The sequence below is a fragment of the Bacillus sp. JAS24-2 genome (genome assembly GCF_008274905.1).
Classification (GTDB): Bacteria; Bacillota; Bacilli; order Bacillales; family Bacillaceae_G; genus Bacillus_A; species Bacillus_A cereus.
This window is the reverse complement of sequence record NZ_CP031068.1, coordinates 3602252-3627809: the sequence shown is the minus strand read 5'-3', so window position 1 is coordinate 3627809 and position 25558 is coordinate 3602252. Positions and strand designations below refer to the sequence as shown.

The window sequence follows — 25558 nt, the reverse complement described above, 5'->3', positions numbered from 1 at the left end:
TTTTAATAAATGTGCAGTTTAAAAAAACCTTTCTTTTGCACAACAAAGCAGCTAGTTAATAAAACTAACCGCTTGTTATACAAAAGAAACGCCGCGCTTACAGAAATAGTTTGTAACTTTAAGTTACAAAAATAGTATGAACAGGGTTAAAAATGTTATTCAGAAATGAAAGAAAATAAAATAAAAAAGAGCACCATGCATAAGTGCTTTTTAAGATAGGAGGTAACACTTTGAGCTGGATGTTTAGGTTAAAAATATATGATGTAGAAAAGGAATAAGACCTAATATTTATTTTCAACTCAATAAAAAAGAGCAGCTAGCAAAAGCTAACTGCTCATATAAGGAAATCGGAGAAAGATAACCATGTGTCTACAGTATTGACGGAATATTGGTTTTTATTCGTGAAGAACTACGATTAACTTAATGCATAGCCCACAATCAAAGTTAGTGTTAAAAACACTGATAATAACAGTGTTAGTAGAACTGTTACTATGCTTCTAAGCTTCTAAGCATTGATATCCAATTATCTACTTTAGAGAATCCTTTAATACCAGCAAAAAAAGTTCCTATTGAAAAAATGAGTACGAAAAATAAAGGGTGAAAATAAACGGCGTTTATAAAAGATGCATTTATTTCAGGTGTACATACTTCAAGATATAAAAGAAAAAAAGCAATGCAAACGAATGAAAAAATAAAGGACCATAGATTTATATTATGTTTCATAGGTTGCTCCTTTGTTATCGGAATATTTCTATTAAATTTTAATGGAAAATATAAGAAAAAGATAGTGTTTATAAATTAGAGTGAAATTTTTAACAAAATAATCCTTTTCTAATAAAAGGTTACTAAAATATGAGAAAATGATATAATAATCCAAATTACACATTTAGTCCTACTGGAAGAACCAGCGGACATCGAACTATAAGAGCATTATTGATATTGCTCTGTAGTTTGGTGTCCGCTTTTTTGTTTTTATTAACAAAATATATAAGGGGTGTTTTTATATATGACGCAATTAACTTTCTTACCTAAAATTGATCGCAAAGCAACGCAGGTTCGTGTAGAAGAGATTCTTGAAAACGTTCGTATCTATAGACAATTTGGGATGATTAGACATGAGATGAAGGTTACAGCATCTAGCGAGGTAAGATATCACGGTCCGACAAATATAGTAGGGAAGCCAGCTGAAGATATCGCTTTAGCCAATGTTGCTATGAGTGAAAGAGAAGTGAAACTACAACGTTTGTCTTTTCAAATTGATAAGGCGTTAAGTCGTTTTAGTAAAAACCAAAGGGATATTATTGTAAAACGATATTTAGAAGATGAAGAGGTCTATGATTACATGGTTTATAACGAAATTGGTATGAGTGAGCGTACGTATAGAAGAAATAAATCTAATGCTTTTTATAAACTAGCTTTTGCACTTAGATTAGAAGTATATGAGGCAGAAGAAACTGGAGGCAATGAATAATGAATTTTGTTCAACCAATACGTGATCCAGAGCAAATACAGCAGTTAAAAGAGTATTTTAAGGAAAAGAGCTTACGTAATTACATTCTCTTCATTATGGGTATTAATACAGGCCTCAGAATTTCAGATATTTTGAAATTGAAAGTAGGGGATGTTAAAAGCAGTCATATATCTATGCGGGAAAAGAAAACAGGGAAACAGAAACGAATCCAAATTACTGCAGCACTGAAAAGAGAGCTTAAATGGTTTATTATAGAAAGAGAAGACAATGAGTATTTATTGCAAAGCAGACAAGGTAAGAATCGTCCAATTGGTCGTAGCATGGCATATAAGATATTAAGCGGAGCAGCGGCAGAGTTCGGGTTAGATGAAATAGGTACACATACGTTAAGAAAAACATACGGGTATCACATGTACATGCAAACGAAAAACATAGCATTACTCATGGAGATATTCAATCACTCGTCAGAGAAGGTCACGTTACGTTATATAGGTGTAAATCAAGATGCAATGGATAAAGCAATGACTAGGTTTAAAATCTAATCCTTGCTTATTTCTTTTTAAATCTATGGGTATCGCAGCACTTTGGAAAAAAACAAGCTAAGAGTATGCAAGATTTTATACAGTTCCAGTAACAAACAAGAACCCTAAAACCACGCTAGGATAGGGAAGTATAAAAAAATGCATAAATCCATAGAACAAAAAAGAAGGTTCCTTGGTGAGCGTACGGTTTCCCCTTTTCATTGCAACCGATAATGAGACGTTATGTTAACCAAGCATGAATACCATATACAGTTTAAAAACAGAAAAAGACTACCTTTTCCCAGTTAAAAGAAGTAGTCTTTTTCTATTACGTAATTGGGTTTCATGAATGACGTCTTATCGCATCTTGGATAGTTTGCTCAAAGGATATTTCCCACGATTATGGAAAATATCCCTTGTTTGTTAAGGTTATTGTTGGCTAGATTGTTGGTTCTTTTTAGCTTCTGCTTGAGCGTTTTGTTTTTTTACTGCTTGTACATCTGTTTCACTAGCAAATTCCGTTCCAAATTTGTTAGATGCAGATGCAGCATTTGTTCCTATAGAAGTTTTGTTTGGTTGTTTGTTATTATTCATTACAATCACCTCCATAAAAATTAATGTTCCCAATAGGATCGTAATTATCCAAAAAAGCTTTTAACAAAAATAGATGCACAATCAAAAGTCCACCAACAAATAAGATTGGAAATCCTACGACTATATAATCCGTTTTTTGGTATTTTTAATGTAATTGCAAGATAACTAAAAAAAGCCCATAATGCTAAAACTATGATTTCTAACATCTTCTTTTTTATTAAAAGTTAAGCACCCCAAATTCCCTTGAAAAAGTTGTATGCGGAATATTGTAACAAAATAAAAAAAGACCCTACAAGAGGGTCTTTCATCAGCTAATATTAAGCTTTTTGAACATTAGTAGCTTGTAGGCCACGTTGTCCTTTTTCTACTTCAAACGTTACACTTTGTCCTTCGTCTAAAGATTTGAAACCGTCGATTTGGATAGCTGAGAAATGTACGAATACGTCTTCTCCACCTTCACGCTCGATGAATCCAAAACCTTTTTCTGCATTAAACCATTTTACTTTACCTTGTTCCATAATTGTTGCCTCCTAGTGTGGATACCCACACATATGTTACTACCCTTGCTCAAATACCTTAGACGAAAAACAAAATTTATTCTTAATCTCAAGCCAAACAAAAATAGGTCTTTCTTAAATTAACACACTTTCTAAAAAATAGCAAATTTCAAAAATAAGTCCTTATGGTAATTAGCTACTAATAGTTGTTGTTGGAGAAAAAGTCACTATGATAGTCATCACAGCAAGAAATCGCCAAAGGATCTCAACAATATCATTGGTTTGATTTTTTTCAGACATTCCACAACTGATAAAATTAGCTATTTTCGAGTTAAATTTTACTTCTGGTAACGATAATTATATAAATAAGCTGTCCACATGGACAGCTTATTTTATTTTTTCACATAGAGTAGGTTATTTTGCAAAATGTTGGTGGTATCACTATACAGTTACTCATAATATTCGTACTGTGTAACTCAAAAGAGAAAGTTAAATGAAATCAATGATACCAAAGGATTCAACGAAGGGATCAGTTACACACAATATAAGATATGGGTAATTGGGGGTTACAAAAATATGAAAATATTGTTAATATAGAAATACGTATATAAGTTAATTGTAGTATTTGAATATCATATGAACTAAATAAATGATTACATAAAGAGTAAAATCTAATATAAGGAATATAAGGTGTAGGATGTGAAGGGGAAATGAATACAATACAAAATCTTGCGATGATAAAAGATTTAGTAAGTCTACCTAAAGATTTGTTGAAAGAAATATGTACAGATTCTAATTTACCTACTGAAGGAACTATAAAAGATTTAGCAGGTAGAATTTGGGGGATGGTAAGAGAAAGTAGGGAGTTACAGAACACGTCTTTAGAAAGTGTAAAAGATAAGATTGTAGCGGGGAAAAGTTCAGTAACATGGTATAGTACAACTAATGAAAATTTAATTGGTTCAAAAGAATTAATAATTAGAAATAATTCACGTTTTAATCCTTTTGAACAAGTTGTAATCCCACCTCAGGATGCTATAACATCTACTCCTGTTTTAATTGGTGCGGCTGATGGAGAAAATGATCACGAGTATTACCTACGATTTATTTATAAATATGGGGTGGGGTTTGATTATTATAGGGATATGGCAACTTATCCGAAGACAAGAGCATGTACGGCATATATTAATGAAGAAAGAGGAATTGTAGAGGTTAGGGCCGATCCAAGGATGGCAACTGAGATTGCTAAAACAATTTTTACTTTAATTAATCAGAGAACATTTATGGAACCGGTTAAAGTAATGGCTCCTTTTGGTGATAATGTAGAGGCGTTCGCTGATGAATTAGAAGGGGAAGTCATCGATACTAATTCTAAGCCTGAATATCTTCTTGAAGGTTTTAGCCATGAGCAAGCAGAAGCCACTGTAGATATCTTAGGGGCATTAGATAATTTCTTTGCAACAGATGATATTGAGGTTTTACAAGAAAATCTTGTAAGAGCACAAGAGGTTTTTGGTGAAAATTTACTGGAAACTCCTTTTACAGCTATTATTTTGGCAGGTTTGCAGAAAGTTTCAATGGGATCAGATAAAGAATTAAGAGGACAACCTTTATATGATTTCTTACGTCCATATTTACAACACCAAAGCGGATTTATAAGGTTTAAGTGTCCGGATAATGGTATAATGCAGTCCTATACTATACGTGTAGGATTAAGAGTAAATAGCATATTTTTTGTCTCGTCTGCAACTGAAGGTGTAATAAATTACATTCGGGAGAGAATAGTATATAATAATGATTAAAAGCTTAGAGGAGGTTCTGCTATGGCCAGTGTATGGGATGTAGATAGTTGGGTTGATAGAAAAGTGAATTCTTTTATTAAATCATTTTATCCAACAGTCGTTGCAAGGGAGTTGGAACTTCCTTTAAGCGATGTATTTGAAAGGTTATTACACCTTGTAAAAGGTGGGAAATTAAATATAAAATGGGAAGTTAGATGTCCAGATTGTAGTTATACTATAATGACTTTAGATGAATTTCCTATGAGTATTCCTTCAACAGTATTTTGCACACGTTGCCAAGACGATATAGATTTATTGGCAGAGCAAATATTCCCTATTTTTGAATTTAATCCAGATTACAGACAGTACATTAGAAACTCAGCTGAGATGAAAAAAAAAAAGGGCGTTCGCCCTAGCAAAATGAATAAAAATATTATAGAACCTGCATCTGTAATTGATTCTGGATTATATAATGAGGGAAGTTTGGCATTAATTAAGGAATTAAGTCCTGGGTGGAGCAAGTTTTTAGAGGGGAATCAAGGGATAATAAATATAAACATTAGTATGGAGGGGAATCAATTGAGTAAATATGATTTTAGTAATGCTAATATAGATGCCAAAGAAAATGGACAAGTTGTAATTGGTGAACATCAAAATGTTAGTCATATAGTTCAAAATAGTAAAAATGCAACTAAAACATTGTTAGAAGAACTAGAAAAAGCGAGTGTAGATCCTGAAGTTAAGCAAGAAATGAAAGAAGCGATTGAAACGGTAGAACAGCAAGTAGAAAGTGGAAAGCCCAATAAATTTATGTTAAAAGGAATTGTAGAAGGTCTACAAAAGGGTATAGATCTTATTACAAAATCTCCAGCTCTAATCACGGCCTATGAAACTTGGAAAACGGCAATTGGTCCATTTTTATAAAAAGCCCATTTTGGGGGCTTTTTTATTTTAATAAAATATTTTTGGCAGAATCACGACCGTTTTTTGGCAGTAAATTTGCCGGTTGTTTTGGAATCAACGTGATATATTTGTATTGTGAGTAGTGGCGGAAAACATTGCTTATAAAATTCCTTATAACTGAAAATGGATTGTCATAACCGGTGGCGATGGTCGCAGATTGGGTGAGCAATTGTTTCTCGATTTCACATTCAATTGCAATTCACGTTTTGTAAACGGAGAAGGGCTTTTGCTCTTCTTCCAGCTACTTAATAGTTTGTAAACAAATTATTAAGTAACTGGAAGAAGAATAAAACTTCATTTACCGTATATGGTAATAGCATAAGAACTTGAGGAAAGATATAGAGTTACTATATGTTCATGAAGACTCATTAAGAAAAAAAGGGATATCTACTTACTATATTAGAAGACTTCAAAAATATGCATATGACGAAGGTGTGGAATGTATATCTGTAACTCCATATGCTAATCTCGAAAAGTTTAAAAATGGAATTAGAACAAACGCATTAAATCAATCCGAGTTAGAGGGATTTTATAAAAGATTAAGTACTAATGAAATGCCTATTGTGATTAGTTGAAAGCATCCGTAACGGGTGCTTTTTTATTTTGGAGGGATGAAAGAGGAAATTTAAAATGATGAGTGGGGTTATGAATAGTGAATGAATATAAAACAAAACAACAGAAGCGTAAGTTCTATGACAGTGGTGAGTGGAAGAGTATACGTGAACAAGTAAAGAAACGTGACAACTATGAATGCCAAGAGTGTAAACGAAATGGTCGAGTACAAACAGACACTAACGAATACAGTGAGCGTGCAAAGCGTAAGAAGATTCAACTCGTTGTCCATCATATAAAAGAACTAGAACATCATCCAGAACTTGCATTAGAAATAGATAACTTAGAAACAGTCTGTGTGGATTGTCATAATAAAGAACACGGTAGAACATTCAAAAAGAAATCGAATAAATGGGAAAACGATGAAAAGTGGTGAAAATGATTCGGTAATAACACCCCCCCTAAAAAAATTCAGCAAAAATTGCTCTAAGGGGCACCGGAGGAGGGGGTTAACTGTCAGGTTTTTTTCGATTTTACGCACGTAAGGGGGGTAGGTAGATGGCTGTTAGTATTGTGAAGTTAAAAGAACAGCTTATGAATAGTATTGATATTACAGATTTAGTCGAAGTTGAAAAGGTAGAAAGATATATTGATCTTGTAAAAGCATTTAGAAAAATAAATAAAACTATTAATAAAGAAGGCGAGTCCGTAACGATAAAAAATGGTTCTCAAGTTTTTGTTAAAGCCCACCCTCTTATAAGTGAGAGGAATAAAATTAACAGTTCATTAATTGCTTTGGGAAGAGATATAAAACTTTCTCCTAAAGTTGGTGCTTCTAATTCGGGTTACAGTCCAAGTGATTTAGTATGATTAGGCAAAAATATGTAGATGAATACATTGAACTTTATAGAAGTGGTAAAGTAAAGTTCAACAATGAAAGAGAACTGTTAATTGAATACCTGGAAAAATACGTTTTAAATAGAGACGACTTGTATTTTGATGATGAAATGATCGAGAAGTGTATCCGCTTTGGTGAAAAGTGGTACTTCCCATTACAATCATTTCAAAAATTCTTAATAGCATTCGTCTTTTTATTTTATAAGAAAAATGGTCGTGTATTTTATCGTAAATTCTTGTGGATGCTTGGCCGTGGCGGCGGTAAAAATGGTTTAATGACAGTTATTCTTCACTTTTTAATAAGCGAATTACATGGAATTCCTGAATACAACATTTCCGTTGTCGCAAACAGTGAAGAGCAAGCGAAAACAAGCCCAGATGAAATTCATAAATGTATTAAAAGAAATGAAGTTTTACAAAGAGCTTTTAAAACAACATTAACACAAACCATTTCGAAATCGACTGGAAGTGTAGTGAAGTTTAGAACATCAAACGGAGACACAAAAGATGGTCTTCGCGATGGCGCTGTAATGTTTGATGAAGTCCATCAATATGAAAGCAATAAAGATGTCCGTGTTCACATCAGTGGTTTGGGAAAAAAGAAAAATCCGCGTGAGTTTTACATTGGTACAGATGGATATGTAAGAGATGGATTCTTAGATAAATTAAAAGAAAAGGCAATGAAAGTTTTAAAGGGTGAAGCCCGTCCGAATGCGCTGTTCCCTTTCATCTGTAAATTAAATGATGAAAAAGAAGTTGATGAAATCGATAATTGGGAAATGGCGAATCCAATGTTATCTCAGCCGTTAAGTGAGTATGCCGAAGGCTTACTTGAAACAATAAAAGAAGAGTATGAGGATTTAGAGGACGATCCAAGTAACCGAGAAGAGTTCATGACAAAGCGAATGAACTTACCTGTTACAAATTTAGAACGGTCCGTTGCAAAATGGTCAGAAATTCTTGCTACAAATCGTCCTTTTCCTGATTTATATGCTCAAGAATGCATAGGGGCGTTAGACTTTGCAAGTATTCGGGACTTTGCAGCATGTGGTCTTTTATTTAGACAAAATGGGGAATACATTTTTAAAACTCATTCCTTCGTGCGAAAAGAATTTGTTGATATATATTACGGATATTCTAAAAAAGCAGGTGAATTTAAAAAACAGAAATTTGCTCCTATAAAAGAGTGGGAGGAGCAAGGATTACTAACAGTTGTTGATGAACCGACTATTAATCCTCAACACATTGTTGATTGGTTTGTAGAAATGCGAGAACAATATGGGATTAAAAAAATTATAGCTGATAACTTCCGTATGGAAGCAATAAGACCACTATTAGTAGCAGAAGGATTTGAAATAGAAGTTATACGAAACCCAAAAGCAATTCATAGTTTGTTAGCTCCACGTATTGAAATGGCGTTTGCAAATAAACAAATTGTTTTTGAGGATAATCCACTAATGCGTTGGTATACGCAAAATGTGTTGGTTGTTATCAAAGCTGATGGAAATAAAATATACGAAAAGAAAGAGCCCGTTCGTCGAAAAACAGATGGGTTTCAGTGTTTTGTTCATGCTCTTTATCGGGCGGATGAGATACAAGAAGCTACGGATTTTGTTATAGGCAATATTAAATTCTAATAAAGGGGGTGATAACCATTGGATGGTTAGGCTCAGTATTTAAAAGAAATAAAGAACTAGAATTCATGTTGGATCTGGACATAATAACTGATACAGCAAACAGGCTTCATATGAAACGATTGGCAATTGATACATGCGTTTCATTCTTAGGAAGGACGATTAGTCAATCTGAATTTAGAATAAGAAATGGTAAAGCATTTAAGAAGGATGAGCTTTATTATCGATTAAACGTAAGACCAAACAAGAATATGACCGCAAGTACTTTTTGGGAACGGTTTGTTCGAAAACTTATTTATGATAATGAGTGTTTAGTTATACAAGCAGATGATAGTGATTTACTTATTGCAGATGGATTTCAACATAATGAGTACGCTGTGTTTGAAGATACTTTTACGGATGTAAGGGTAAAAGATTATACGTTTAAGAGAAGTTTTAAGCAAAGCGAAGTTATTCATTTGAAGTATCGGAATGATAAATTAACCCCACTTATTGATGGATTATTTGCAGATTATGGGGATTTGTTCGGCAGAATATTAAACTCTCAAAAACGTAAAAATCAAGTTCGTGGAACAGTTGATATGGATATGATTGGTGCTAAAACTGAGGAACAAATAGCAAAGTTACAAGAGTTTATAGACAACATGTATAAGTCAATTGGTGCGAAAGATATAGCTATTGTTCCACAGCAAAAAGGTATTAATTATAACGAGATATACAATGGTGTTGCAAATGGTCCAAGTGTGGAAGAAATCAATAAAGTAACAAATGGTTTCTTAAATCAAGTAGCTATGGCAATCGGTATTCCTATAGCTTTGATATATGGAGAAATGGCTGATGTAGAAAAGCAAACGAAAAATTATATGCTTTTCACAGTACGACCATTATTAAAAAAACTATCTGATGAAGCGAACGTTAAATTCTTTGAAATGAGTGAATATCTTTTGGGACAAAAAATTGAGGTTAAAGCTGTTTCCTATCAAAGTATATTTGATCTTGCGACAAGTATTGATAAGCTCATTTCTTCAAGTGCATTTACAGGAAATGAAATTCGTTCAGAAGTAGATTATGAAGAGTCAGATGATCCAAACCTAAATGTCCATCATATTACGAAGAACTATACAAAATTAAATGAATCTGAAGGGGGGGAGAAATGATGGAACATGTGAATATGAGTAAGCTTTTGAATTTAAAACGAGACATTCGTTTTGAAGCTAAAGGTGAAAATGAATACAAATTAACTGTTTATGGATCAATTGGTGGATGGTTTAGTGAAAATAATGCTGAAGCAGTAAGAAGAAAAATTCAAGATGTTAAAGCAGAAAAAATTCACGTTCATATTAATTCGGGTGGAGGTTCCGCATTCGATGGTGTAGCAATTTGTAATCAGTTAAAGCAGCATAGTGCAGAAATTATAGTTCATATTGATGGTTGGGCAGCTAGTGCCGCGTCTGTAATTGCAATGGCAGGAGACAGAATTATTATGCCTAGTAATACTATGATGATGATTCACCAAGCAAGTACCTTTGAATATGGAAACGCAGATCTTTTTGAAAAAACAGCAAGAGATTTACGAAAGATTGATTCAGCTTTAGCAGGATCTTATAAGAAACGTTTTGTTGGAACAGATGAAGAATTAAAACAACTTTTAAAAGATGAAACTTGGCTAACAGCAGAGGAAGCAGTAGCTCTTGGTTTAGCTGATGAAATTGCTGATGAAATTGAAATTGATGATACGCAAGAGGATGAAGAGGAGGAAGTTGTAGAAAACTTAAAAGAAAGTTTAGTAGCTAAGTATACGAAACAACAAAATAATCAAAATCCAAAAGAGCTTATTCAAGAGCCTGTTAATACAAAACAGAATCTGAGTACGCTCTTTTTAACATTAGGAGGAAAATAAAATATGGTTATCAAGTTTAGTAATTTTGAAGAAAAGAAACTAGCATTTGCAAAAACTACACAGGAAGGTACAGCAGAAGAACAATCAGTAGCATTGAACTCCATGATTGAAGCACTTGCTACAGATGTAAGAACAGATATTTTAAATCAAGTGAATGAATCAATGGTAGATCGTTCTATTATGCAATCTCGCGGTGCTAATGTATTAACAAGTGAAGAAATGACGTTCTTTAATACAGTTGTGGAAGAAGGCGGCTTTAAGTCTACTGAAACTTTACCTAAGACAACCCAAGAACGTATTTTTGATGATTTAGTTGAAGATCATCCTTTCCTACAACATATCGGTCTTGAAAATCTGGGTGCAGTAACAGAATTTATTTACGGAGATCCAGAAGGCGCAGCGGTATGGGGACCATTATTTGATGGTATTAAAGGTCAATTAAATGCTACATTCCGTAAAGATAGCATTTCCCAACTTAAATTGACGGCATTTATTCCATTAGCAAATGACATGTTGAAACTTGGGCCTGTATGGGTAGAACGTTATGTTCGTACAATGATTACAGAAGCGATGAAAGTAGGTTTAGAACGTGGATTTGTAGCTGGTACAGGTAAAAATGAACCTATTGGGTTATTAAAAGATCCAAGTGGAAGTGTTGTGAATGGAGTATATCCAGATAAAAAGCCAGTAGGCACTTTAACGTTCGAGCCAGGCCGCAAAACAATCAATGAATTAAAAGGTGTTGTTAAACTACTAGCTAAAAAATTAAATGCTGATGGTTCAGACGCAGATCGACCAAAAAATATTGCTGGTAAAGTAGTTATGGTAACTAATCCTTTTGATACTTTTGATATTCAAGCAAACGCGACAATTCAGAATGCGGCTGGAGTATATGTAACTAGTTTGCCATTTAATCCAATTCTTACAGAGTCAGTGTTTGTACCTCAAGGAAAAGTATTATTCTTTGTTAAAGGTCAATATGTTGCAGCAATGGGTGGAACAGAGCCAATCAAGAAGTATGAAGAAACATTAGCTTTAGAAGATGCAACTGTTTATATTGCTAAACAATATGCTACAGGTAAACCGAAGGATAAATACACTTCACAAGTTTACACACTAAAGCTTGAAGAAGTAACACCACCGACTGAAGGGTGATGTAAATGGAAACAGTAATTTCAGACGAAATAATACAGCAGTTCAAAGATAGGATGCACTTGGGTGATGATGAAGACGATAACCTAAAGCGCATCCTTTATGCATCCAATGAAGCTTTATTAAAAGTATGTGGATTGTATGACATAAACAAAGATGAGACGTTCAAAGAATTAGTTTTTGAACGTTCTCGTTATGCTTATAATGATGCACTTGAGTATTTTACTAAAAACTTTTTAACCGAAATTAATAGTTTTGGTATTGCAAAAGCATTAGAAGAAATCAAATTGGACGGTGAGTAATATGCGTCCTTTTCAGTATAAAAAACCACTGAATACAGGTGACTTTAGAAATCGAATTAGCATTGAACAACCTCAAATAATAAAAGATGAATTGAATCAAGCAATTGAAACAGGTAATTGGGAAGAAGTTAAAAGTGCATGGGCAATGATAAAAACGGTGAAAGGCTCTGAGTATATTGAAGCTTCAGCTTCACAGTCTACACGAATTTATCGGTTTGTAATTCCTTATACAACAGGTATTACAGAATTAATGCGAATTAATATGAAGAATCGTATCTTTGACATTATCGAACCGCCAATGAATGATGATGAAATGTATCAAACATTGACTATTATCGCAAAGGAGCATGTTTAATATGAGTAATTTTGCGAGTGATCTTGCTAGAGAATTGCAAAGGTATGCAAATGTTGTGGAAGAAGAATTAACAAATGCACAAGAAGATGTAGCTGATATTGCTGTAAATAAGTTAAGACAAAATAGTCCTAAAAAAACAGGTGGTTATCGTAAAGGTTGGCGTAAGAAAAAAGTAGGTAAAGCCGTTGTTATCCATAATACAAAAGGGCAATTAACGCATCTTTTAGAAAATGGCCATGCGAAAGCTAGTGGTGGCCGAGTACCGGAGAAAGTGCATATTCGTCCCGTTGAAGAGTATGTAATTGATGAATTGCCAAAACGTATTGAAAGGGCAATTGAATCATGACATTAACATTAGGAGAATTTATAAAAATTCTTGAAGCTACAGGCTATCCTGTGGCTTATTCGCATTTCATAGCAACACCAGGTAATCCAGTTCCAGCGCCACCGTATATCTGTTTTCTTGTGGATGGGTCAGCAAATTTAATGGCTGATAACAAGGTGTATCACAAGATAAATGATGTAAATATAGAGCTTTATACAACTAAGAAAGATGTAGTTGCGGAAGCCAAGTTAGAACAAGTACTAGATGATCACGAGATTCCTTATGACTCGTATGGGACTTTTATTGAATCTGAAAATATGTATCAAAAATTTTATGAAACGAGGTTGATATAAATGAATGAAAATAAAGTAGCATTTGGTTTAAAGAATGTCCATTATGCGCTTTTCGATATTAAAGATGGTGTAGTTACATTTAATACACCAATTCCATTACCTGGTGCGGTTGAATTAACGTTTGATCCACGAGGGGATTTAATTGAATTCTACGCTGATGACATGCTTTATTACGCTGCAAGTAATAACCAAGGGTATGATGGAACGCTTTCTATTGCGACTATTCCGGAACAATTTGCAATTGATGCACTAGGGGAGGAATTAGACGAAGAAGATGGTGTGTTAAATGAGTTAGCGGATGCGAAAGGAAAATCATTTGCATTATTATTTGAATTTGATGGCGATGTACGAGCAACTCGACACGTTATGTTTAACTGTTCTGCAAGTCGTCCAACACTTGCATCTAAAACGAAAACAAATTCAGCGGAGCCAAATACAAATGAACTTAAATTTGTGTCCAGCCCTATTGATATTAATGGAAAACGTATGGTTAAAACGAAAACTACTACTAAATCAAAAACAGATATTTATAATAATTGGTACAAAAAAGTGTATACAAAAGTACCTGCATTACCAAAAGGAGCGTAAGTAAATGGAAAAGACAATTATAATAGACGGAAAACAGGTCAAATTAAAAGCTAATGCAGCATCAGCCAAGCGATATAAGGCGCAATTTAGACGGGATTTATTTGCCGATATGTTTAAATTAGGAGCTATAGGGACATTCGCTTCGCAAGATGCAACAGAAGGCACTATTGATTTTTCCAACTTAGATTTCGATAAAGTAGATTTTGAAGTTTGTTACGATTTAGTTTGGTTATACGCTAAAACAGCTGATCCTGAAATTCCAGACCCGATGACTTGGTTAGAAGGATTTGATGAGTTTCCTATTTACGATATAATGCCGGAAATTAATGAGATGGTTCAAAAAACAATGGGAGCAAAAAAAAAGTAAAGAAAATTAATGGAGAGCAAGGGACTTTCGGTGATGAAGAATTAAACACTGAATTGTTCCTTGCTCTTTGTTATGAAGCAAAGCTCACATATTGGGACTTAGAAGTGATGACGATTGGTGATTGTTTTGATTATATCGCTGAGTATGCTGAAATGAAAAATCCAGGAAAAGAAAAAGTTCGAAAAGCAACTCAAGAAGACTTTAATGCTTTCTAAGAAAAAGGGGTGAGATAATGGCAGGAGGAAAAATTAAAGGAATTACGATTGAAATTGGAGGGAATACGCAGCCGTTACAAAATGCCTTAAAAGACGTGAATAAGCAAAGTGATTCTTTGACTAAAGAGTTAAAAGATGTTGAACGTTTATTAAAGTTTGATCCCGGTAACGTTGAGGCACTTGCTCAAAAGCAACAGTTGCTTACACAACAAATTGAAAAAACTACACAAAAGCTTGATAAATTAAAAGAAGCGGAGCAACAGGTTCAAGAGCAATTTCAAAATGGGAAAATTTCAGAAGAGCAGTATCGCGCATTTAGGCGTGAAATTGAATTTACACAAGGGTCACTTGATGGTCTGAAAAACAAGCTCGGTAATATGAAAGCCGAACAAGAAAATGTAGCAAGTTCAACACGGCAATTAGAAACTTTATTTAGTGCCACAGGAAAAAGTGTTGATGATTTTGCGAGCGCATTAGGTAATCGTCTTGTAAATGCAATTAAAAGTGGATCGGCTACAAGTCGACAGTTAGAACAAGCAATTGGTCTTATTGGTCGTGAAGCTTTAGGAACTGAAGCTGATATTGAAAAATTACAACGCGCCCTCCGATCTGTGGATGCCGGAAACTCTATTCAACAAGTACAAAATGAGTTAAGAGACTTACAACAAGAAGCTGGCAGAACCGAGAAGAAGTTTGAAGGTCTAAAAGTGGGATTAGAGAATGTTATCGGTGGATTAACAGCAGGTGGTGGAATTGCAACAGCTGTTGAAAAAGCACTTGATATGTCAAAATTGAAAACCAAAATTGATATATCTTTTGATGTCCCTGAATCCTCGAAAAAATCAGTAGAAGAAGCAATAAGAGGCGTAACAGCTTATGGAGTGGATGCTGAAGAATCACTTGCTGGTGTACGTAGGCAATGGGCTTTAAATAAAGATATTAGTGATGAAGCGAATGCATCTATCGTTAAAGGTGCAGCAACAATCGCGCAATCCTATGACGGTATAGATTTTACAGAGTTGATTCAAGAAACCTATGAAATAGGAAATGAATTAGGAATAACGCAAGATAGTGCTCTTGGTATGGTTGATGCTTTGTTAAAAATGGGATTTCCGCCAGAACAGTTAGACATCATTGCTGAATATGGTAGCCAGCTAACCCGTGCAGGCTTTAAAGCTGAGGAAGTCCAAGCAATTATGGAAGCTGGTGTTGAAACTGGTAGTTGGAATATTGATAATCTTTTAGACGGACTGAAAGAAGGTAGGATTCAATTAACTGAATTCGCACAAGGAGCTGATAAGGCTTTAAAAGAAGCGCTTGACGGTTCTGGTATTGCGACTGAACAAATAGAAAAATGGGGAGCATCTGTCGCTAAAGGCGGAAGAGATGGCGCAGCAGCGATGGTAGAAGTAGCTAAAGCTATTGACGGAATAGAAGACCCAGTTAAGAAAAATCAGGTTGGGGTTAAAGTTCTAGCCACTATGTTTGAAGATCAAGGTCAAAATTTAACAAACACTTTAATTGAAGCTTCTAAGAAAACAAAAGATCTTCAACAAAACCAAGACAACTTAAATGAATCTGTTAAAAAATTAGATGCAAATCCAGCTGTAAAGTTCCAAAAAGCGATGGGCGATTTACAAATGGCTCTTGAACCTATACTAGGAGTAATTGCTGATGTTGTTGCTAGTATTGCTGATTGGATTTCTAATAATCCAGAATTAGCAGCGACATTAGCGGCAGTTGCAACGGCTATTGGAGTAATTTCAGGGGCACTTATGGCTATTGCACCAATTGTTGTATCGGTCATGGGGGTATTTGAAATTGGGGCCGCCGCGGCACTAGGTATAGTTGCTATTGTTCCTATTATCATAGCCGCTATAGTTGCTCTAGGAGTGGCTATTTATAAAAACTGGGATGATATTAAAAATTGGACAATAGAAGCATGGGATTCTATTAAAGAGTACTTAATAGAGCTTTGGAATGGGATATCCCAATCCTGTAGTGAAGCATGGTCTTCATTTTTAGAAGCAATGCATGAATTTTTTGATCCGATAGGTCAATTTTTTAGTGATTTATGGGAGGGTGTAAAGCAGGCGTGTAGCGATGCATGGAATTCTACTGTTGAATTCTTTTCTGAAGCATGGTCTTCTTTCATAGAAATGATGCACAGTTTCTTTGATCCGATAGGTGAATTCTTTAGTAGTTTATGGTCTGGCATTGTTGAAACTGCTTCCTCTTGGTGGTCCTCTTTAGTTGAAACGGCGTCTGAATTGTGGGGAACATTAACGCAAGCATGGCAAGAAACATGGGATACAATTCTTACTGTTTTAGATCCAATTATTTCGGCAGTTTCTACCGTTTTAGAAGCTGGTTGGTTGTTAATACAGGCAGGTGCACAAATTGCATGGGCGGCAATCTGTCAATATATTATTCAACCGATTCAGGAAGCTTACGACTGGATAAGTACACAAATCGGTGAAATGGTCACTTGGCTTGGTACACAATGGGAAATTGCAAAAGCTATGGCACAAATTGCTTGGGGACTATTTAAGCAATATATTATTCAACCTGTTCTAGACACTTGGAACTTAGTAAAAGAAAAGTTCAGTGATTTAGTTTCTTGGCTAAATTCACAATGGGAGACAGTTAAATCATATACATCAGCAGCATGGGGGTTATTTAAACAATATATTATAAAACCTGTACAAGATACTTGGAATTTAGTAAAAGAAAAGTTTAGTGATTTATCCAATTGGATGTTAGGAATTTGGGTGAAAATAAAAGGTTATACACTTGAAGCGTGGAAGATGGTTTACACATACATCGTTGAACCAGTTATTTCAGCTTATAATTCTGCAAAAGAGAAATTCAATGATATGTACAACACAGCACGGGAAAAATTTGATTCTGTTAAGAATGCAGCTCAAGAAAAATTTGAAGCGGCAAAACATTTCATTATAGATCCAATTAAAGATGCAGTTGACGGTATAGAAAAATTTATTGGAAAGATTAAAGGATTCTTTAGTGACTTGAAGTTGAAAATTCCAAAACCAGAAATGCCACCTCTTCCACACTTCAGCTTACAAACAAGCACGAAAAATGTTTTAGGTAAAGATATTACATTTCCGTCAGGAATTAATATTGATTGGCGTGCGAAAGGCGGTATCTTTACTAAACCAACTATCTTTGGAATGAATGGCGGAAACTTGCAAGGTGCAGGAGAAGCGGGGCGAGAAGCAGTGCTTCCTCTGAATAAAAAGACACTTGGAGATATTGGTGCAGGAATTGTGGCAGCCATGCCACGACAACAATTTGCTATGCCGAGAGAAATAAATCAACTAATGGGTGACATGAGCCGTATGATGGCTAGTTCTGTGAGTCAATTATCAGGATTAAAGAGTGTCATGAGTGGTGTGTATGGAAGCATGTCAAATAGTAGACAAGCTATGGCAAGCAGCGTATCAAATCAAGTGATTAATTACGGATCTGGTTCATCTTCTAGTGGTGAAGTTATTCCAATGCTTGGGGGGGATTTAGTTATTGAAGTGCCTGTTAATTTAGAAGGAAGAGATGTGGCACGCGGTACTTATCGCTATACAACTGAGTATCAAGAAAGAGAAGCAAAAAGAAACTCAGCCTTTTAGGTTTGGGTTTCTTTTATTTTATAAAGAAATGAGGTGTTGGCATGAGTTCTTTTACTTTTAACAACCAACGAAAGGAGTACATTCAAATAGAAAAGGGATGGAGTCCACCAACATGGGCACCTCTAAAACGTAATTTCTTAAAAACACCTGGATATCCAGGTGCAAGATTATTAGGAACGGATACAGACCCTCGTCCACTTCCTGTCCCTGTAGGAATTATCGTTCCAGATGGAACAGATTTAGAAACGTTAAAAGAAGAAATAGCAGCATGGTTAATTACAGAAGAAGCAGTTGAGCTAGTATTTGATGCAACTCCTGATCGAACATATTTAGCTATAATTGATGAAGATTTTAATCTTGATGATTTCGTTACGTTAGGTAAAGGCACTTTGAAATTTATTTGTCCAATGCCTTATAAATTAGGACCTACCCGAACAGTAGAATTTCAAACAGGTGCGCTTGGGTTAACGGCAAACGTTCAAAACAAAGGAACTGTTCATTCTAATCCTATTATTGAGATTGACATTACGAAACCAAACACTTTTTTAGATGTATGGTTTGGCGGGGTATCCTTAAGTGATCGAGATTATTTTCGTATCGGTATGCCACTAAAAACTGTAGAAAAGCCTGTGGAAAGGAATCAACGTATAGTATGGGATGAAATGGCCACTACTGTTGGATGGAGTAAAGTCAGTTCAATGGAAGATGGTGAACCGGTTGGCGAAATGAAATCAGATAAATACCAATTCTATTGTTCTGATTTTGGGACTGGAACGGGAAAAGGATGGCACGGTGCAGCTGTCAAAAAGAGTATACCTGGTGGTCCAGTACAAGATTTTATTATGCAAGCCTACGTTACATGTAAGAGTAAGAAAATCAATGAAATGGGCCGAGTTGAGATAGCGATATTAGATGAAAACAGTAAGGTGCTTTCAAAAATTGCTATGAATGATCTCTTTTGGCAAGCTGAACAAAATTTTGGAACGATGGTTATTGGATACGATAACAAGCCAGGGAAAACAGGGCTGATTTATGAGAGTGGTGATTATCCGAATACATGGAATCAATATTTTGGACGATTGTGGATAGCTAGAACAGGAAATGTATGGGAAGCGTATATTTCGAAATTTCTTCCTGGGACAGAAAAAGATGATTCAGAGCGTTTTGCACGGTGGACAGATAAAAATAACTATCATATGGAAAAAGCAGCTCAAATACAGATTAGCATTATGCAATGGCAGGATGTACCGCCAGTAGAAGCAATGTCAGTTAGTGATTTAAAGTTTTGGAAAGTGAATTTAAATACGAAAAACACACCGCCTTATATAGTAGATGTTGGCGATAAAGTCGTAATTGATACCGAAAATAGTCATGTAACGATTGAAGGGAAGGATGCGATTAATATTAAAGACATTTTCAGTAATTTTCCTATCATTAATAAAGGTATGAATACACTAGAAATCATGCCTTATGATATCGGAACAGCAAAGGTTAAATACAGGGAGCGATTTAGATGAGGACGCCAAGTGGAGTTTTACATATTATTGATTTTAAAACGAGTCAAATCGTTTCAGCTATACAACCAAAGGATTATTGGGATGATAAACGTCATTGGGAAATCAAGAATAATATCGATACTTTAGAGTTTAAAGTATTTGATAACACGAAATATGCAGCAACACTTATGCAACAAAACTTAGTATTAAAAGAAGTAAGGGATGGGCGTATTGTTCCGTATGTAATCACTGAAGTAGAAAAAGACCCTGACGATAGATCCGTAATTACTTATGCATCAGGTGCATGGATTAATCTTGCTAAAGATGACTATATTCGTCCACAGAAAATTGAAGGTAAGACAGTAAATGAATTTATGGACATTGCTCTTGTAGGTGTAAAATGGCAGCGTGGTAAAACGGAGTATGCTGGATTTCGTTCTATGACTATTGAAGAATTTATAGATCCGTTGAGTTTCTTAAAAAAGATTGCTTCCCTATTTGAATTAGAAATTATATACCGTGTTGAAGTGGTCGGTTCTAAAATCGTAGGTTGGTATGTAGATATGGTGAAAAAAAGAGGAAGAGAAACAGGAAAGGAAGTCACGTTAGGTAAAGATTTAATTGGAATCAAACGTATTGAGAACTCACAAAACATTTGTACAGCTTTAATTGGATTTATCAAAAAAGAAGGTGGAGAAGTTCTCACTATCTCAGATATAAATAAGGGTATTCCATATATTGTGGATAACGATGCATTTCAACGTTGGAATGAAAAAGGTAAACACAAATTTGGATTTTATACTCCAGAAACAGAAGAAGATATAACACCAGAACGCTTATTGACTCTTATGAAAACAGAGTTAGCAAAACGCGTGAATACCTCTGTCTCTTATGATGTTCAAGCACAAAGTATAGGGCGTGTATTTGGGCTGGCCCACGAGTTAATCAATGAAGGAGATACAATCCGAATTAAAGATGTTGGATTCACACCTAAGCTTTATTTAGAAGCAAGGGCAATCGCTGGTGATGAATCACATACTGATCCTTCGCAAGATAAATACGCATTTGGTGATTACCGCGAAATTGTTGACCCTAATGATGAGCTACGAAAGATTTACAATCGTATCCTTAGTTCACTAGGTAGTAAGCAAGAACTGATAGATCAGTTAGATAAATTAGTGAAAGATGCAAATGAAACAGCTAATAATGCTAAGAAAGAATCAGAAGTAGCAAAAACACTGGCTGAAAAAGTGCAAGAGAATCTTAAAAATAATGCGGTAAATATTATTGAAGCTAAAAATCCACCGACCGATAATCTTATAGTAGGTAAAACATTATGGCGAGATATTAGCAACGGTAAACCTGGTATTTTAAAAGTGTGGAACGGTAAAGGTTGGGAGCTTCTTATTCCTGATGTGGAAACTATCAAGAAGGAAACAATGGAGCAGGTTAATAAAGATATCAAACTTACAGAAGAAGAATTAAATAAGAAAGTGGAAGAAGCTCAAAGTGAAACCACTGGACGATTCAAGGAAGTTAAAAATAGTCTCCAAGAAGTTTCGCAAACTATTAAAAATGTACAAAACTTTCAAGGTGAAATTAATAAAACTGTTTCTGAAATGAAACAAACTAACGAGGGTTTTACTAAATCTATTGAATCTTTAACAAAAAAAGACGGTGAAATCACTGAAAAATTAAATACAGTGGCAGAGACTGCTGAAGGTACAGAAAAGACAATCTCTGAGGTGCAGCAAACAACAAATGCTTTAAAGAAAACCACAACTGAAATTACAGAAAAGGCTGGTCAGATTAGTGAGAAGTTGGAGAGTGTAGAAAAGAAAGTTAATAACGATAAAGCTGGAGGACGTAATCTGTTATTAGATTCAAATGCTAAATACGAAAAAACAGATTATCTAATCAATTCATATTCTCTAACCGAAAATTTCTCTACAGGTGAAGAATATACATTTGTAATTAAAGGTAGCGTTCCGAAGGGGCAGAAGTTCGGGATTTGGCAAAATGGCGGTTCGAATAATGTTGGATATGCAACAAGTGTTTATGCGAATGGAATTACCTATGTAACTTTTAAAGCTGTAGCAGCAACGAGTGGAAATGAAAGAAAGTTGAGTCTGTATAACTTTCCAAGTAACACTACAAAAGCCATTGTAGAATGGGTTGCTTTATATAAAGGTAATAAGCCACAGGATTGGACACCAGCTCCAGAAAATCAAGTAACGAGTGATGAATTCACTAAGAAAACAACCGAGATTGAAAAAAGTGTGGATGGTATTAAAGAAAGTATAAAAACGGTAGAAAAAACACAAACCTCTTTTAATGAACGTGTTAACACTGTAGAAAAGAATGCAGAAGGAACAACTGCAAGTGTTAAGAAATTACAGGAAACACAAACTGAGCAAGGGAAAACATTAACTCAGGCGGCCACAACGATACAGCAACACTCTGAAGCATTGAAATTAACAATGAAAAAGAAAGATGTTGAGGATTATGTAGGCGGTTTAGGTACTGTCAACGAGTTGCGTGATGCTGATTTTAAGTTAGCGCAGAAATATTGGTTTTGGAATAGTGGTAATGGGGCTACTGGTTCTATTGATACGAATTTAAAATACAAAGGTATGAATACATTTGCAATTACAGTTACTGGCCAGACTCAAGATCGTTGGTGGGGACTTACAAGCCAATTCCTTGAGTGTCAGGTTAACGAAGAATTTGTTGCATCAGGTTACTTCAATACTGATGGGAAAACACCTATTGATAGTGGTGGTGCATTTATTGAAATTGAATGGTGGACTGGTGACAAAAAAACTCGCATTAAAACAGCTAGAACGAATATCAAGGTTGTAAATCATACATGGGTTCGTGCTGTATGTTCAGATAAAGCACCTGCTAATGCAGCGTTTGTGAGATGGCGTTATTACGTTACAAGAAATGGGCGTTTATGGTGTGCTGCACCTATGTTACAACGTGGCACTATAGCTACAGAATTTTGGTTACATCCGAAAGATCAAACGGATATTGATAAAATGCTAGAAGATATAGCTAATAGAGTAGCTACTGAGAAATACAATCAGAAAGTTACAGAATTAGAAAGAAGTATTAGTGCTAATGAAAAAGGCGTTTCAATCATCTCTGGAAAACAAGAAACGTTTATAAATGAGACTTATAATGCCTATGTAAGGAAAACGGAATCTAAGTTAGAAGTTTTAGATGAAGGGATTTTAGCGCAGATTTTAAAGGATGGCATTGTCACTGCCATCAATATGTCCCCTGGGAAAATTACAATCAATGCTGCAAAACTGGATATTAATGCAGATACAATGGTCAAATGGCTAACAGCAAAAGGTATTGATACGAATCTTATTAGAATTAACGGTGATAAGATAACCATTGATAAAGATGGTGTAACTGTTAAAATGCTAGATTTTCTATTCCAAGACGAATGGGGAACAAAAACAACTGCGGTATCAAGACGAAACCTAATAGCAGATCCCGACTTTTCTAGTGTTACAAAGAAAAACATTGGACATAACGATTATTATGGGTTTGAAGGTGGATACGGTCTTACTTGGAGGTCATGGGGAAATGTCGTAATAGAAAAGAATACACATATATTCGATTACGAGCAAATGGTGAATGCTACAAGGGTAGACATGTATAACTATCCAGAATCGATCGTGAATAATGGGATACATCCTGGAAATGAATACACAGTATCTGCTCACTTTAGAGCATCTATGATAAATGGTGTACGTAAAACAGGGAAACCACGCTTACATGTATGTTGTGTTAAATTCCGAGACAATGTAAGTTACGATATATGGAATGAACAAAAAATGGACTTTCCTGAGCCGTCTACATTTTATGGAGAAATCAGAAGATATTCATTTACCTTCAAAGTGCCGAAAAACTATATTCCGCAACAACATGCATTGATTATTAAAGTTTGTTCTGGAAGTGCTGACATGAGACAAGGGACAGCGATTTGTGTAAGTGGTGTAACGCTATACAGTGGCAAATATGCATCTATGTATAATTGGGATCGTGCAGCAGCAGAAAGAGCGGATGGCATTCAGCCGTTTAACGCACTTGCTATAGGTGGTGTGAATAATAATATAACTCCAGCACCAGACGGACAAACGTTTGATATAAGTACTGAAAAAGAAGTTAAAATCTTTAGGAATATACGAGCAATGCAGGGAGTTAACTTAGGTGGGGGTGGATTCCAACAATGGGGGCATATTCGTTTTACAGACGGTAATGCTGGAGCAGGTTTTTATGCGAGTACTCCAAGTGGTTGGAAATTTAATGCACTTGGATAGAAAGGAGAAGTAAGAATGGATGAGAATCAAATGATGCCACTTCAAGCAGGTGAAAGCTTTCCTTTTATGGGGAGGCTGGTGGATGCAGAGCGTACAGAGACAGGGATTTTTGTTCAAATACCTGCTGATATGTTAAATAATGCAGGTCTGCTAAACGGTGTTAGCAGGGTCGAAGTATGGAGAGAAATGGATGGGACAGTAAAGTTTCGAATTGCTACGTTGTGTGAAATATGTAAACGCGGAGCGCGTTTGTACCCACTAGATATGGGATTTGCGAAAAAGAATATTTGTTTAGAGTGTTATGCATCACTTACAGGGAACTACCCATCTCAAGAACCGCCAACACCAACTAATGAAAATAACACACAAACAGAGCAGGAGCAGCCATAAGCTGGTCTTTTTTTATTGTCAAAAAAGGAGATGAGAACAGTGGAAGATGCAATTTTCAACTCAGTTATTCAACAAGGTGCATTTGCAGCGTTATTTGTGTGGATGCTATTTACTACACAAAAAAAGAATGAGCAGCGTGAAGAAAAGTATCAACAAGTAATTGATAGAAACCAACAAGTAATAGAAGAGCAAGCAAAGGCTTTTGGATCTATCTCTAAAGATGTAACAGAAATCAAACAAAAACTATTTGAAGGAGATGTTCAATAATGGGGTATATCGTTGATATTTCAAAATGGAATGGTAATATTAACTGGGATGTAGCAGCACTGCAATTAGACTTAGTAATTGCTAGGGTACAAGATGGTTCTAACGTAGTTGATCATATGTATCCAAGTTATGTGGGTGAAATGAAAAAACGTGGTGTTTCTTTTGGTAACTATGCGTTTTGTCGATTCGTTTCTGAAAATGATGCACGTGTAGAAGCTCGCGACTTTTGGAATCGTGGAGATAAAGATGCATTGTTCTGGGTAGCGGATGTGGAAGTGAAAACAATGGGGAATATGTTAGCTGGAACGTTAGCTTTTATTGATGAACTACGCCAGTTAGGTGCTAAAAAGGTTGGTCTATATGTTGGTCATCATACATATAAAGAGTTCCAGGCGGATAAAGTAAACGCTGATTTTGTATGGATTCCCCGATATGGTGGGAATAGACCAGCTTATCCATGTGATATCTGGCAATACACCGAGACAGGAAATGTACCAGGTATCGGAAAGTGTGATTTGAACCAATTGATTGGCAGTAAATCATTATCTTGGTTTACAGGAGAAAAACAACCAGAACAAGCTATTGTCAATGGCGGCTATCAATATGTTAAATCTGGTGGGTTTGGTATTTCATTAGTTCAGGAAGTTGTAAATGCTATGAATGAGCGTGGAACAAAAGGGAAGGTTATCTCTGATCCATTAACTGGTTTAGCTTACTTACAAACTGAAGTACTACCTAATGGTGAGCTTGATATGATTACAGCTTGGATGGATGAAAGAAACTGGTGGTACGAGTACATTAAAAAATAAAACAAAAGAATAGTTTTATGAACAATAATTATTATCTGGTTCTATGTGTAGATAATTATATATTGATTTTCATCTTTATAAATGTTAGGGTAAATATACACCGTTTCTTATTTATCTATGAGTACTGTCTGTAGAACGAATAGAATAA

General features: G+C 35.2%; 24 protein-coding genes and 1 pseudogene. 22 read left to right on the top strand and 3 right to left on the bottom strand.

All coding sequences use genetic code 11. From position 1 onward, the window contains the following. Positions 1–415: 415 nt before the first annotated feature. A pseudogene (locus DN407_RS32195) lies at positions 416–723 on the bottom strand (hypothetical protein). 283 nt (positions 724–1006) lie between these two features. On the opposite strand from DN407_RS32195, the gene DN407_RS18650 reads away from it, so the two are divergent. Next, entirely contained in the window at positions 1007–1471 is a 465-nt protein-coding gene (locus DN407_RS18650; RefSeq protein WP_149216579.1) for an ArpU family phage packaging/lysis transcriptional regulator, read from the top strand. After that, on the top strand, positions 1471–2013 hold the full coding sequence (locus DN407_RS18645) for a site-specific integrase (protein WP_001012165.1): 543 nt from the start codon (positions 1471–1473) through the stop codon (positions 2011–2013). The genes DN407_RS18650 and DN407_RS18645 overlap by 1 nt, the downstream gene beginning before the upstream one ends. Positions 2014–2421: 408 nt before the next feature. On the opposite strand, the gene DN407_RS18640 is transcribed toward DN407_RS18645, so the two are convergent. Further along, positions 2422–2586: a gamma-type small acid-soluble spore protein gene (locus tag DN407_RS18640; RefSeq protein ID WP_074651690.1), complete on the bottom strand. Its 165-nt coding sequence runs from the start codon at positions 2584–2586 to the stop codon at positions 2422–2424. Positions 2587–2903: 317 nt separating this feature from the next. Beyond that, positions 2904–3104 carry a cold-shock protein gene (locus tag DN407_RS18635; protein ID WP_060750964.1) on the bottom strand — a complete coding sequence of 67 codons (201 nt, stop codon included), beginning with the start codon at positions 3102–3104 and terminating at the stop codon, positions 2904–2906. Positions 3105–3793: 689 nt separating this feature from the next. On the opposite strand from DN407_RS18635, the gene DN407_RS18630 reads away from it, so the two are divergent. The 20 genes from DN407_RS18630 (at position 3794) to DN407_RS18535 (ending at position 25410) form a co-directional block, all read left to right on the top strand. Further along, complete coding sequence (locus DN407_RS18630) at positions 3794–4885, top strand: hypothetical protein (RefSeq protein ID WP_149216578.1); 1092 nt, start codon at positions 3794–3796, stop codon at positions 4883–4885. Between the two features lie 21 nt (positions 4886–4906). Continuing rightward, positions 4907–5788, top strand: coding sequence for a hypothetical protein (locus DN407_RS18625; protein WP_149216577.1), 882 nt, complete (start codon positions 4907–4909; stop codon positions 5786–5788). A 691-nt stretch (positions 5789–6479) separates the two neighbouring features. Next, complete coding sequence (locus DN407_RS18620; RefSeq protein WP_149216576.1) at positions 6480–6815, top strand: HNH endonuclease; 336 nt, start codon at positions 6480–6482, stop codon at positions 6813–6815. A gap of 122 nt (positions 6816–6937) precedes the next feature. Further along, positions 6938–7249 carry a P27 family phage terminase small subunit gene (locus DN407_RS18615; protein WP_149216575.1) on the top strand — a complete coding sequence of 104 codons (312 nt, stop codon included), beginning with the start codon at positions 6938–6940 and terminating at the stop codon, positions 7247–7249. Then, positions 7246–8913: a terminase TerL endonuclease subunit gene (locus DN407_RS18610; RefSeq protein ID WP_149216574.1), complete on the top strand. Its 1668-nt coding sequence runs from the start codon at positions 7246–7248 to the stop codon at positions 8911–8913. Before DN407_RS18615 ends, DN407_RS18610 begins: the two co-directional genes overlap by 4 nt. Before the next feature lie 8 nt (positions 8914–8921). Then, positions 8922–10067, top strand: coding sequence for a phage portal protein (locus DN407_RS18605; RefSeq protein WP_149216573.1), 1146 nt, complete (start codon positions 8922–8924; stop codon positions 10065–10067). Then, entirely contained in the window at positions 10067–10810 is a 744-nt protein-coding gene (locus DN407_RS18600; RefSeq protein ID WP_048558800.1) for a head maturation protease, ClpP-related, read from the top strand. Before DN407_RS18605 ends, DN407_RS18600 begins: the two co-directional genes overlap by 1 nt. Before the next feature lie 3 nt (positions 10811–10813). Beyond that, entirely contained in the window at positions 10814–11965 is a 1152-nt protein-coding gene (locus DN407_RS18595) for a phage major capsid protein (RefSeq protein ID WP_149216572.1), read from the top strand. 5 nt (positions 11966–11970) lie between these two features. Then, on the top strand, positions 11971–12264 hold the full coding sequence (locus tag DN407_RS18590; protein WP_149216571.1) for a hypothetical protein: 294 nt from the start codon (positions 11971–11973) through the stop codon (positions 12262–12264). A 1-nt stretch (position 12265) separates the two neighbouring features. Beyond that, positions 12266–12619, top strand: coding sequence for a phage head closure protein (locus DN407_RS18585; RefSeq protein WP_149216570.1), 354 nt, complete (start codon positions 12266–12268; stop codon positions 12617–12619). Position 12620: 1 nt separating this feature from the next. Further along, the gene (locus DN407_RS18580) at positions 12621–12965 is read left to right on the top strand and encodes an HK97 gp10 family phage protein (RefSeq protein WP_149216569.1); all 345 of its coding nucleotides are present in this window, start codon (positions 12621–12623) and stop codon (positions 12963–12965) included. Then, positions 12962–13297, top strand: coding sequence for a hypothetical protein (locus tag DN407_RS18575; RefSeq protein ID WP_000176452.1), 336 nt, complete (start codon positions 12962–12964; stop codon positions 13295–13297). The genes DN407_RS18580 and DN407_RS18575 overlap by 4 nt, the downstream gene beginning before the upstream one ends. Continuing rightward, on the top strand, positions 13298–13885 hold the full coding sequence (locus DN407_RS18570) for a major tail protein (RefSeq protein WP_001004907.1): 588 nt from the start codon (positions 13298–13300) through the stop codon (positions 13883–13885). It begins immediately after the preceding gene. Between the two features lie 4 nt (positions 13886–13889). Then, complete coding sequence (locus tag DN407_RS18565; RefSeq protein WP_000415905.1) at positions 13890–14252, top strand: hypothetical protein; 363 nt, start codon at positions 13890–13892, stop codon at positions 14250–14252. Positions 14253–14484: 232 nt separating this feature from the next. Continuing rightward, on the top strand, positions 14485–18111 hold the full coding sequence (locus DN407_RS18560) for a DUF2207 domain-containing protein (protein WP_149216568.1): 3627 nt from the start codon (positions 14485–14487) through the stop codon (positions 18109–18111). Between the two features lie 41 nt (positions 18112–18152). Beyond that, a complete protein-coding gene (locus DN407_RS18555; protein WP_149216567.1) occupies positions 18153–19628 on the top strand; it encodes a distal tail protein Dit in 1476 nt (491 codons plus the stop codon). Beyond that, positions 19625–23944: a phage tail spike protein gene (locus tag DN407_RS18550; protein ID WP_149216566.1), complete on the top strand. Its 4320-nt coding sequence runs from the start codon at positions 19625–19627 to the stop codon at positions 23942–23944. The genes DN407_RS18555 and DN407_RS18550 overlap by 4 nt, the downstream gene beginning before the upstream one ends. A gap of 15 nt (positions 23945–23959) precedes the next feature. Then, positions 23960–24334 carry a hypothetical protein gene (locus tag DN407_RS18545; RefSeq protein WP_097999696.1) on the top strand — a complete coding sequence of 125 codons (375 nt, stop codon included), beginning with the start codon at positions 23960–23962 and terminating at the stop codon, positions 24332–24334. A gap of 30 nt (positions 24335–24364) precedes the next feature. After that, positions 24365–24601, top strand: coding sequence for a BhlA/UviB family holin-like peptide (locus DN407_RS18540; protein WP_001261076.1), 237 nt, complete (start codon positions 24365–24367; stop codon positions 24599–24601). Then, the gene (locus DN407_RS18535; protein ID WP_149216565.1) at positions 24601–25410 is read left to right on the top strand and encodes a GH25 family lysozyme; all 810 of its coding nucleotides are present in this window, start codon (positions 24601–24603) and stop codon (positions 25408–25410) included. The genes DN407_RS18540 and DN407_RS18535 overlap by 1 nt, the downstream gene beginning before the upstream one ends. The last annotated feature ends 148 nt before the right edge of the window (positions 25411–25558 follow it).